General features: G+C 65.0%; 8 protein-coding genes. All 8 read left to right on the top strand.

The annotated features are described in order from the left end of the window. The first annotated feature begins 813 nt into the window (after positions 1-813). The 8 genes from ABFA30_RS07735 (at position 814) to ABFA30_RS07700 (ending at position 11,955) form a co-directional block, all read left to right on the top strand. Positions 814-2,130 carry a nucleotide sugar dehydrogenase gene (locus tag ABFA30_RS07735; RefSeq protein ID WP_225789437.1) on the top strand — a complete coding sequence of 439 codons (1,317 nt, stop codon included), beginning with the start codon at positions 814-816 and terminating at the stop codon, positions 2,128-2,130. Positions 2,131-2,191: 61 nt separating this feature from the next. Then, positions 2,192-3,673, top strand: coding sequence for a glycosyltransferase family 2 protein (locus ABFA30_RS07730; protein WP_225789438.1), 1,482 nt, complete (start codon positions 2,192-2,194; stop codon positions 3,671-3,673). 36 nt (positions 3,674-3,709) lie between these two features. Next, positions 3,710-4,876, top strand: a complete 1,167-nt coding sequence (locus ABFA30_RS07725) for a PilZ domain-containing protein (RefSeq protein WP_410045309.1) — start codon at positions 3,710-3,712, stop codon at positions 4,874-4,876. Between the two features lie 12 nt (positions 4,877-4,888). After that, the gene (gene algK, locus ABFA30_RS07720) at positions 4,889-6,319 is read left to right on the top strand and encodes an alginate biosynthesis TPR repeat lipoprotein AlgK (RefSeq protein WP_253079958.1); all 1,431 of its coding nucleotides are present in this window, start codon (positions 4,889-4,891) and stop codon (positions 6,317-6,319) included. Then, the gene (locus ABFA30_RS07715; protein ID WP_225789441.1) at positions 6,316-7,794 is read left to right on the top strand and encodes an alginate export family protein; all 1,479 of its coding nucleotides are present in this window, start codon (positions 6,316-6,318) and stop codon (positions 7,792-7,794) included. The genes algK and ABFA30_RS07715 overlap by 4 nt, the downstream gene beginning before the upstream one ends. A 31-nt stretch (positions 7,795-7,825) precedes the next feature. After that, positions 7,826-9,388, top strand: coding sequence for a mannuronan 5-epimerase AlgG (algG, locus tag ABFA30_RS07710; RefSeq protein ID WP_253167772.1), 1,563 nt, complete (start codon positions 7,826-7,828; stop codon positions 9,386-9,388). Between the two features lie 13 nt (positions 9,389-9,401). After that, on the top strand, positions 9,402-10,844 hold the full coding sequence (locus tag ABFA30_RS07705; protein WP_225789443.1) for an alginate O-acetyltransferase: 1,443 nt from the start codon (positions 9,402-9,404) through the stop codon (positions 10,842-10,844). A gap of 7 nt (positions 10,845-10,851) precedes the next feature. Continuing rightward, positions 10,852-11,955, top strand: coding sequence for a mannuronate-specific alginate lyase (locus ABFA30_RS07700; protein WP_225789444.1), 1,104 nt, complete (start codon positions 10,852-10,854; stop codon positions 11,953-11,955). Positions 11,956-12,048 lie beyond the last annotated feature (93 nt).

Here is a 12,048-nt window from a genome sequence, read left to right as displayed (position 1 = left end):
GCTTCGCAGCCCCCAAATGGCCGACCGGTCATCGGATTACCGACGGTGTATTAATGGCCACTCCCTATCATCCGCCCTGCAATAGGGCAGGCTTCAAATTGCCACCTCGCCACAATCTCGACGTCAAAAAAACAACGCCCCTATCGTTATCGCAAAACGCCATAAGACCGTTCGTAGTTTTTTGACGATTCTTGAAAAAATTTTTCGCGTGCTGGCATAAAACTATCCCACCCCTATCTCGCCCTTTATATACAAGGGTTGAACTGCGCCGTGCCATCAGATTGAAAGTATTTAGCCCTGAAAAAATATTTAGAAATCTTTCACCGGCGCGCAACCCACCTCGGAACTTCTGCTACCAGCAATCGCTCATAGGACCCGTAACGATTCTTCAACGCGTGGCGTGAGAGATGACTTACAGATGACAAGCGGCAGGTATCCACTACCGGCTCCAACAACTCGACAGGCGCAACGGATAACACACCGAACGCCCTGTCCATGCAGGAGAGACGCGCCCCTACTAATCGTCCTAGTGGTTGATTTCAAAGGATTTATCCACTTGAAAAAACAAGCACAGCAGCGCGCCAGGTAGCGCACTGCAATAAAGACGGCTGCATTTCAGGGCACGCCTTTTAATTACTGGCCTTTGACTGCCAACTTTGAGTGCATAACTTTGTGCGCTCCAGATTTATTCATGCCTGCGCTCGGCGAAGTGTGCATTCGCCATGAAACCGTGCGCCCGAAAACTGCTGGTTAATCAACCCGGTCCGGTTCTTTTGCAAGGAACCGGCGTGATAAACACACGAGGTGAATGCGATGCGTATCAGCATCTTTGGTTTGGGTTATGTGGGTGCGGTCTGTGCAGGTTGCCTGTCGGCACGGGGCCATGAAGTGATTGGTGTGGACGTGTCCAGCACCAAGATCGACCTGATCAACCAGGGCAAGTCGCCCATCGTCGAGCCAGGCCTGGAACAGCTGCTGCAACAGGGCATCGCCACGGGCCGCCTGCGCGGCACCACCGACTTCGCCGAGGCCATCCGCGCCAGCGACGTGTCGATGATCTGCGTCGGTACCCCGAGCAAGAAGAACGGCGACCTGGGCCTGGAGTACATCGAATCGGTGTGCCGCGAAATCGGCCATGTGCTGCGCGACAAAACCAGCCGCCACACCATCGTGGTGCGTAGCACCGTACTGCCAGGCACCGTCAAGAACGTGGTGATCCCGATCCTCGAAGACTGCTCCGGCAAGCGAGCCGGTGTCGACTTCGGCGTCGCGGTCAACCCCGAGTTCCTGCGCGAGAGCACCGCGATCAAGGACTACGACCACCCACCGATGACCGTCATCGGCGAGCTGGACAGCGCCAGCGGCGACGTACTCCAGGCCCTGTACGAGGAACTGGACGCGCCGATCATCCGCAAGCCGGTCGAGGTGGCCGAGATGATCAAGTACACCTGCAACGTCTGGCACGCCACCAAGGTCACCTTCGCCAACGAGATCGGCAACATCGCCAAGGCGGTGGGCGTCGATGGCCGCGAGGTGATGGACGTGGTCTGCCAGGACAAGGCGCTGAACCTGTCCCAGTACTACATGCGCCCAGGCTTCGCCTTCGGCGGCTCGTGCCTGCCCAAGGACGTGCGCGCCCTCACCTACCGCGCCGCCAGCCTCGACGTGAAGGCCCCGCTGCTCGACTCGCTGATGCGCAGCAACGAGTCCCAGGTGCAGAACGCCTTCGACATCATCGAAAGCCACGACAAGCGCAAGGTCGCCCTGCTTGGCCTGTCCTTCAAGGCCGGCACCGACGACCTGCGCGAAAGCCCGCTGGTGGAACTGGCCGAGCGCCTGATCGGCAAAGGCTACGAGCTGAACATCTACGACCAGAACGTGCAGTACGCCCGTGTCCACGGCGCCAACAAGGACTACATCGAGTCGAAGATCCCCCATGTCTCGTCGCTGCTCAACGCCGACCTCGAGCAGGTGATCGACAACGCCGAGATCATCGTCCTGGGCAACCGCGACGAGAAGTTCCGCGCCCTCGCCCAGCAGGCCCCGGCAGGCAAGCAGGTCATCGACCTGGTCGGCTTCATGAGCAAGCCCACCTGTCCGGGCAGCCGCACCGAAGGCATCTGCTGGTAACCCTCGGCCGGGCAGCGCTGCGTCGCTGCCCTTCCCCCTGATTTCGCGACGGATGCTGAACATGCAAAGGCTCCAGACAGTGCTGTTGCAGTGCGCCGGGTGGCTGCTCTACATGAGCCTGCTCATGCTGATCGCCCTGGCCCTGCCCAGCGATATCTTCGACTCGCAGTCGAAGCACTTCATCTTCCTGGTCGGCGCTGTCGGCATCTGGCGCTACTCCATGGGCGCCACCCATTTCATCCGCGGCATGATCTTCCTCTACGGCGTCTACCCCTACCTGCGCCACAAGGTGCGCAAGCTGGGCAAAGCGGCCGACCCGTCGCACGTCTACCTGATGGTCACCAGCTTTCGCATCGACGCCCACACCACCGCCCAGGTGTACAGCTCGGTGATCCGCGAGGCGATCGCCTGCGGCTACCCGACCACCGTGGTCTGCTCGCTGGTGGAGATGTCCGACGAGCTGCTGGTGAAGAGCCTGTGGGCCAAGTACAACCCACCCGAGCACGTCACTCTGGACTTCGTGCGCATCGCCGGCACCGGCAAGCGCGACGGCCTGGCCTACGGCTTTCGCGCCATCTCGCGGATGATGCCGGACGAGCATGCGGTGGTGGCGGTGATCGACGGCGACACCGTGCTCGGCGAAGGCGTGGTACGCAAGACCGTGCCCTGGTTCAAGCTCTTTCCCAGCGTCGGTGGCCTGACCACCAACGAATTCTGCGAAGTGCGTGGCGGCTACATCATGAGCGAGTGGCACAAGCTGCGCTTCGCCCAGCGCCACATCAACATGTGCTCGATGGCCCTGTCCAAGCGCGTGCTGACCATGACCGGGCGCATGTCGATGTTCCGCGCCAGCGTCGTGACCAACCCCGAGTTCATCGCCGACGTCGAGAGCGACTCGCTGCAGCACTGGCGCCTGGGCCGTTTCAAGTTCCTCACCGGCGACGACAAGTCCAGCTGGTTCAGCCTGATGCGCCTGGGCTACGACACCTTCTACGTGCCGGACGCGGCGATCAACACCGTCGAGCATCCGCCGGAGAAGAGCTTCGTCAAGGCCAGCCGCAAGCTGATGTACCGCTGGTACGGCAACAACCTGCGGCAGAACTCCCGCGCCCTGGGCCTTGGCCTGCAGCGCCTGGGGCTGTTCACCAGCATCGTCCTGCTCGACCAGCGCGTGTCCATGTGGACCAGCCTGCTGGGCCTGACCGTGGCGGTGATCGCCAGCCTCAAGTTCGGCCTGGGCTTTTTGCTGGTGTACCTGCTGTGGATCGGCATCACCCGCCTGATCCTCACCATCATGCTGCTGTGCTCGGGCCACAGCGTGGGGCCGGCCTACCCGCTGATCCTCTATTACAACCAGATCGTCGGCGCGCTGATGAAGATCTACGTGTTCTTCCGGCTCGACAAGCAGTCCTGGACCCGCCAGCCCACTGCCCTCAAGCGTGACCTCGCAAGCTTTCAACAATGGTTCAACACCTGGTCCTCGCGAACCATGACCTTCTCGGCAGCCAGCATCTTCGTCGCCGTGCTGTTCATGGTCGTGTGAGCCCCTCGGATCGGATCTAACAGGAACGAAATCGCCATGAATACCGCCGTGAACGCCAATGTCGTGCATGAGTCCGAAGCCCAGCGCCAGCACGTCCGGGTACGCATCCCCGCCAAGCTGCGCTACCTGGACCGCAACCGCGAGCCACGCGATGTGAAGGTGGACGATCTTTCCGCCGGGGGCCTGTCCTTCCATGCCAAGCAGCCGCTGAACGTCGGCGACGTGCTGCGTGGCCGCCTGCAGTTCGTGGTCGACAACCTCGGCCTGTCCATGGACATCGAGTTCCAGGTGCGCTCCTACCTGAGCGACAGCGGCCGGGTCGGCGTGCAGTTCCAGAACCTGGAGCAGCGTGACGTGGCGACCCTGCGCCATATCATCACCACCTTCCTGTCGGGCGAGCTGATCAACGTCGGCGACGTGCTCAGCACCCTGCAGCGCGACAACTTCACCAAGGCGCGCAAGCAGAAGGACAGCGGCTCCGGCCTCTCGGCCTTCGGCCGCCTGCGCGCGGTGACCGTGAGCCTCGGCGTGTTCGTGGTCGGCGTGGCCGCCTTCGGCTTCATCGCCAAGTCGCTGTACGGCCTGTACTTCGTCAGCCATGCCGAGGCCGGTGTGGTCGCGGTGCCCACCACCAACGTCACCATGCCCCGCGACGGCACCGTGCAGAGCCTGGTCGAAAGCGGTGGCCAGGTGATCAAGGGCGCGCCGCTGGCCAGCTTCAGCACCAGCATGCTCGACCTGCTCAAGGGCCACCTGGACGACTCGCAGCTCGAACCGGCCAAGGTCGAGGAGCTGTTCGGCAAGCAGCTCGCCGGCACCCTCACCAGCCCCTGCGATTGCGTGGTCGCCCGCCAGCTGGTGGATGACGGTCAGTACGCCAGCAAGGGCCAGCCAATCTTCCAGCTGGTCCCGCGCACCAGCAACCCGATGATCGAGGCACGCTTCAGCTACCGCCAGTTCGACGAGGTCAAGCCGGGTACCCGGGTCAACTTCCAGATCGCCGGCGAGGACGAGGTGCGCACCGGCCAGATCGTCGGCAGCAGCAGCCTCAACAGCGAAGACCTGGCCGCCGACATCCGCGTGCAGATCAAGCCCGATGGCGCCCTGCCCGCCGAGCTGGCCGGCCGCCCCGCCGCGGTCAGCAGCGACCGTGGCCCGTCGCTCAACTGGCTGATCGACAAGGCCGTGGCCCGTGGGCTGTAAGAGGACCGAGCGATGACCCGCAGACACCACTTTTCCTGTGCGCCCCTTGGGTTCTGTGCCTTGGCTGCAGCCATTGCGTTGGCCGGCTGCGCCGGCCTGCCCGACCAGCGCCTGGCCAACGAGGCCATGAAACGCGGCGACACCGCCCTGGCCGAACGCAACTACAAGGCCCTGGCCGACCTCGGCTACAGCGACGCCCAGGTGGGCCTGGCCGACATCAAGGTCGCCTCGCGCGACCCCGCCCAGCTCGAGCAGGCCGAGGCCACCTACCGCGCCGCTGCCGCCACCTCGCCCCGCGCCCAGGCACGCCTCGGTCGCCTGCTGGTGGCCAAGCCCGACAGCACCCAGGCCGAGCGCGAGGAGGCCGAGGCCCTGCTCAAGCTGGCCGCGCAGCAAGGCGAAGGCAACACCCTGATCCCGTTGGCGATGCTCTACCTGCAGCACCCGCAGAGCTTCCCGAACGTGAACGCCCAGCAGCAGATCGACCAGTGGCGCGCCGCCGGCAACCCGGAAGCGGGCCTGGCCCAGGTGCTGCTGTACCGCACCCAGGGCACCTACGACCAGAACCTGGCCGAGGTGGAACGGATCTGCAAGGCCGCGCTCACTACCACCGACATCTGCTACGTGGAACTGGCCACCGTCTACCAGAAGCGCGGCCAGGCCGAACAGCAGGCCGCACTCGTCCAGCAGCTCAAGGCCGCCCATGCCCGTGGTCAGGTGCCGGCCAGCCGAGTCGACGGTGTGGCCCGGGTGCTGGCCGACCGCAGCCTCGGCCAGACCGACGAGAACACCGCCAAGGATCTGCTCGAACACATCGCCCCGGCCAACCCGGCATCCTGGGTCAGCCTGGCGCAACTGCTCTACGACTTCCCCGAGCTCGGCGACACCGAGCAGTTGCTCGGCTACATCGACAAGGGCCGTGCCGCCGAACAACCGCGCGCCGAGCTGCTGCTCGGCCGCCTGTACTACGAGGGCAAGACGCTGCCAGCCGATGCCGAGAAGGCCGAGCAGCACCTGCAGGCCGCCGCCGATGCCGGCGAGATCAGCGCCCACTACTACCTCGGCCAGCTGTACCGCCGTGGCTACCTGGGCCAGGTCGAGCCGCAGAAGGCCGTCGACCACCTGCTCAGCGCCGCCCGTGGTGGCCAGCTCAGCGCCGACTACGCCCTGGCCCAGCTCTACAGCGAAGGCCATGGCATTCGCCCGGTGCCGGCCAACGCCTGGGTATTCGCGCAACTGGCCCAGGCCAACCCGACGCAGCAGTCGGCCGAACTGCTGCAGCAACTCGACCAGCAATTGACGCCTGACCAGCGCAGCCAGGCCCAGCGCCTGCTCGCGCAAGAGAAGCAGGCGCGCGGCAGCATGGTCCAGGGCGCCCCCAGCGCCCTGGCCCTCGACGCCCTGCAAGAAGAAGACGACGACGCCGAGGATTCCTCCCTATGACGCTCAACCCATTCGTGAAAGCCGGCATTGGCCTGAGCTTCGCACTGCTGTGGTCCTGCCCGACCCTGGCCGACATGACCGCCGAGAAGAACTTCGGCATGGACGTGAAGATCACCGGCCAGTCCGAGGACGACCGCGACCTGGGCACCCGCTCCGGCGGCGACGTCAACGGCCTGGGCCTTGACCTGCGCCCATGGGTCTACGGCGAGCGCGGCAACTGGAGTGCCTTCGCCATGGGCCAGGCCGTGGCCGCCACCGACATCATCGAGACCGATACCCTGCGCCAGTCCGACGACGGCAGCGCCATCCAGGCCGACGACGACAGCCGCGAACCGGACAAGAGCTACCTGGCCCTGCGTGAGTTCTGGATCGGCTACAGCGGCTTCACGCCCTACCCGGGCGAGCAACTGCGCCTCGGTCGCCAGCGCCTGCGCAGCGACGACGGCATGTGGCGCGACACCAACATCGAAGCGCTGAACTGGACCTTCGACACCACCCTGCTCAAGGCCGACCTGGGCATCGCCCAACGCTTCAGCGAATACCGCACCGACCTCACCGAGCTGGCGCCGCAGGACAAGGACCGCACCCACGTCTACGGCAACATCGCCACCCAGTGGACGCCTGGGCACTGGGTCGGCCTGCGTGCCCACCACACCCATGACGGCGGCAGCCTGAAGGACCCGGGCGAAACCGTCGATGCCCTGGACAAGACCCGCACCGGCGACCTCACCTGGTTGGGCCTTGAGGCCAACAGCGACGCCTACAACTGGCGCAACGACCATACCCTCAACTACTGGGGCAGCGTCACCTGGCTGACTGGCGATCGCGACACCTTGAGCAGCGAGCCGGTAGGGGGCGAGCAAGTCGCCACTGGCAAGCAGAGCGGCGACGTCAACGCCTGGGCCACCGACCTCGGCGTACGCCTGCGCCTGAACCCCAACTGGCAGGTCGGCGCCGCCTATGCCCGTGGCAGTGGCGGCGGCGGCCGCGATGGTTCGAGCAACTACGAACAGACCGGCCTGGAGAGCAACCGCTCCAACTTCACCGGCACCCGCTCGCGCGTGCACCGCTTCGGCGAAGCCTTCCGCGGCGAGCTGGGCAACCTGCAGGCGGCCACGTTGTTCGCCTCCTGGCAGCTGCGCGAGGACTACGACGCCAGCTTCATCTACCACAAGTTCTGGCGTGTCGATGGCGAACAGAACATCGGCTCCAGCGGCATCAACGCGGTGGTCGAGGACAACGGCGTCAGCCGCCCGCTGGTCAACGGCGAGAAGGACCTGGGCCAGGAGATGGACGTGGTCGTCACCAAGTACTTCAAGCAAGGCTTGCTGCCCGCCGCGCTGAGCCAGTCGATCGACGAACCCTCGGCCCTGGTGCGCCTGCGCGCCGGCGTGTTCAAGCCGGGCGATGCCTACGGCAGCGAGGCCGACTCGTACATGCACCGCGCCTTCGTCGACGTGATCTGGCGCTTCTGAGCCCGGGCCCCAGAGGACAGAGAGAACCGACATGAACCTGAACCCGCAATTGCGCCACGGCCTGCTGGCCAGCGCCCTGCTCCTGGCGGGCAGCGGCATGGCCCTGGCCGAGCCGGTCAAGCCGGTGGCCAAGGAGCTGCAGCAGGCCAAGACCTACACGGTCTCCAGCGCGCCGGTCGAACCGCTGCACATGGCGCCGCCGAAGCTGCCCGACCTCTCTGGCTATACCGCCGAGGCGGTGCAGAAGAAGCTCGACCGCAGCCGCAAGGGCAAGGTCAGCGTGCGCCGTATGCTCCAGGAGGACACCCTCAAGGAGTTCATCGGCGGCGACAACAAGGGCGCCGAATGGGTCAGGCGCCAGCATGGCATTCCCCAGGCGATCTTCATCGACGACGGCCATGTCGACCTGCAGCAACTGAGCCGTCAGGTGCCCAGGCAGTACCTGCGCGAGACCGCCCCGGGCGTGTACCTGGCGCGCCTGCCAATCGTGGTCGGGCGCAAGGGCATCCTCGAGATCGACGGCAAGGTCAAGGAGTTGCGCCTGTCCCAGGAGGCCGGTTCGTTCCTGGTCAACGACGGCAAGCTGTTCGTCACCGACACCCAGGTCACCGCCTGGCGCGAGCAGGACAACGGCCCGGCCACCTTCCGCAAGCCCGACGAGTTCCGCCCCTTCCTACTGTCGTGGGGCGGCACCGAGACCTACATCGTCAACAGCAAAATGGCCAGCTTCGGCTACGCCAAGAGCAAGTCGTACGGCGTGAGCATCTCCCAGTACACGCCGAACATGGCCAAGCGCATGGGCCGCGCGGAACCCACCGGCTGGATCATCGGCTCGCAGTTCAGCGACATGTGGTACGGCTTCTACTGCTACGAAACCCAGGACTTCGTGATCAAGGACAGCACCTACCGCGACAACATCGTCTACGGCATCGACCCGCACGACCGCTCGCACCGCCTGATCATCGCCGGCAACACCGTGTACGGGACCAAGAAGAAGCACGGGATCATCGTCTCGCGCGAGGTCAACGACAGCTGGATCATCAACAACAAGAGCTACGACAACAAGCTCTCGGGCGTGGTGATCGACCGTAACAGCGTCAACAACCTGATCGCCTACAACGAGGTCTACCGCAACCACACCGACGGCATCACCCTGTACGAGAGCGGCGACAACCTGATCTGGGGCAACAAGCTGATCAACAACCGCCGCCACGGTATCCGCGTGCGCAACAGCGTGAACATCCGCCTGTACGAGAACATCGCCATGGCCAACGGCCTGGTGGGTGTGTACGGGCACATCAAGGACCTCTCCGACACCGACCGCGACATCGCCCTCGACCCGTTCGACACCAAAGTCTCGCTGATCATCGTCGGTGGCGAGCTGGCAGCCAACGGCTCCGGCCCCCTGTCGATCGACTCGCCCCTGTCGGTGGAGCTGTACAAGGTCTCCATGCTCGCCCCGCGCAAGGCCAGCGGCATCAGCCTCAATGGCGTGCTGGGCGAGCGCCAGGACGAAATCCTCGACCTGCTGGTACGCCAGCAGAAGGCCGTGCTGATCGACCCGGTCGAACGCCAGACCGAAATGATCGATTAAGGAAGCCCCGACCATGACCCCACACCTGATGAAACTACTCGGCCTGTCCGCCGCCCTCCTGGCCATCAGCCAGGGCGTGCGCGCCGATGAGGTACAGGCCCCTGCCTTCACCGCCGAACCCTGCTGCCAGCTGTGCCCCGAGGCCCATGACGCCAGCCGCTACGTGACCCGTTACCAGCAGAACTTCACCACCCTGGTGCAGGCCCAGGGCGACTGGCTGTTCCGTACCCGCGAGGACCTGCGTACCGAGTTCGACACCACCCCGGCCGGCTACAAGCGCCTGCAGCAGGTACACGACGCCTTCGCCAAGCGCGGCATCGAGCTGGTGCTGGTGTACCAGCCGACCCGCGGCCTGGTGAACCGCAACATGCTCAACCCCCAGGAAAAGGCCGCCTTCGACTACCAGAAGGCCCTGCGCAACTACCAGGCCATGCTCCAGCGCTTCAGCAAGATGGGCTACAACGTCCCCGACCTGTCGCCGCTGACCAACGAGCAACTGGCCGCCGCCGACCAGGGCAAGGACTTCTACTTCCGTGGCGACCAGCACTGGACGCCCTACGGCGCCGAGCGCGCGGCGAAGATCGTGGCCGAGACCGTGCACAAGATGCCGGCCTTCGAAGGCATCCCGCGCAAGGAATTCGAGACCCACAAGTCCGGGCGCATGGGCAAGACCGGCACCCTGCACAATGTCGCCGGCCAACTGTGCGGCACCAGCTATGCGGTGCAGTACATGGACCAGTTCGCCACCGAGCCCAAGGGCGAGGCCGGCGGCGACGACCTGTTCGGCGATGGCGGCAATGCCCGGATCACCCTGGTCGGCACCAGCCACAGTGGCAAGAACTACAACTTCTCGGGCTTCCTGCAGCAGTACATCGGCGCCGACGTGCTCAACGTCGCCTTCCCCGGTGGCGGCCTGGAAGGCTCGATGATCCAGTACCTGGGCAGCGAGGAATTCAAGAGCAACCCGCCGAAGATCCTGATCTGGGAATTCTCCCCGCTCTACCGCCTGGACCAGGAAACCATCTGGCGGCAGATCCTCGCCCTGCTCGACGACGGCTGCGAAGGACGCCCGGCGCAGATGAGCGCCAGCACCTCGCTCAAGCCGGGCAAGAACGAGCTGATGGTCAATGGCAAGGGCGGCGTGATCAAGGACCTGGTCAACCGCAACCTGCAGATGGACATCCGCTTCGAGGACACCTCGGTCAAGACCCTGCAAGCCACCCTCTGGTACCTCAACGGCCGCCACGAGGACATCAAGATCGAAAAACCCGAGACCTCCGAGACCGACGGGCGCTTCGTCTTCCAGATGCGTGAGGACGAGGACTGGGCCAGCCAGAACCTGCTGGCCGTAGAAATCCAGGGCCCGGAAAGCGGCACGCAGAAGGTCGAGGCCAAGCTGTGCAAACGCAACGACTTCGCCGGCGCCGCGCAACACACTGCGCAGACCGGCCAGTGAGGCGACCATGACCCTTATCCCCAGAAAGACCGCCCCCGCCCTGCTCGCCCTGGCCCTGTTCGGCGGCGCCGCGCAGGCCGCGCTGGTGCCACCGCAGGGCTACTACGCCGGGATCGAGAAGCTCAAGACCGGCGACGGCAACTTCCGCTGCCAGGCGGCCCCCAAGCCGTATACCGGCGCCCTGCAATTTCGCAGCAAATACGAAGGCTCCGACAGCGCCCGGGCGACCCTCAACGTCGCCTCGGAGAAAGCCTTCCGCAAATCCACCGAGGACATCACCACCCTCGAGCGCGGCATCAGCAAGATGGTCGGCCAGTACATGCGCGACGGCCGCCCGGCCCAGCTCGACTGCACCCTGACCTGGCTCGGCACCTGGGCGCGCGCCAATGCGCTGATGTCGACCGACTACAACCACACCGGCAAGTCCATGCGCAAATGGGCCCTGGGCAGCATCAGCGGCGCCTGGCTGCGCCTGAAGTTCTCCAACTCCCAGCCACTGGCCGCGCACCAAGCCGAAGCCGAGCTGATCGACAAGTGGCTGGGCCGCCTGGCCGAACAGACCGTGCGCGACTGGAGCGACCTGCCGCTGGAGAAGATCAACAACCACAGCTACTGGGCCGCCTGGTCGGTGATGGCCACCGCCGTGGCCACCGACCGCCGCGACCTGTTCGACTGGGCGGTGCAGGAATACAAGGTCGGCGCCAACCAGGTCGATGCCCAGGGCTTCCTGCCCAACGAGCTCAAGCGCCGCCAGCGCGCCCTGGCCTACCACAACTATGCCCTGCCGCCGCTGGCGATGATCGCCAGCTTCGCCCAGGCCAACGGCGTCGACCTGCGTGGCGAGAACGACAACGCCCTGCAGCGCCTGGCGCAGAAAGTCCTGGCCGGTGCGAAGGACCCGAGCGCCTTCGCCTCGCGCAATGGCCAGAAGCAGGACATGAAGGACCTCAAGGTCGACAGCAAGTACGCCTGGCTCGAGCCGTACTGCAGCCTTTACCCATGCAGTGGCGACACCTTGCAGCGCAAGCGCGGAATGCAGCCGTTCAACAGCTTCCGGCTGGGGGGCGATGTGACACGGGTCTACGACCCGGGTGCGCAGTTGAAAAAGTAACACGACCCCTGTGGGAGCCGGCTTGCCGGCGATGGGCCGCAAAGCGGTCCCGACCAACGCTAGTTGCGTCGCCGGCAAGCCGGCTCCCACAGA

It is taken from the genome of Pseudomonas sp. HLMP, assembly GCF_046365545.1.
Taxonomy (GTDB): Bacteria; Pseudomonadota; Gammaproteobacteria; order Pseudomonadales; family Pseudomonadaceae; genus Aquipseudomonas; species Aquipseudomonas guariconensis_B.
This window is presented reverse-complemented; position numbering and strand designations above follow the sequence as displayed.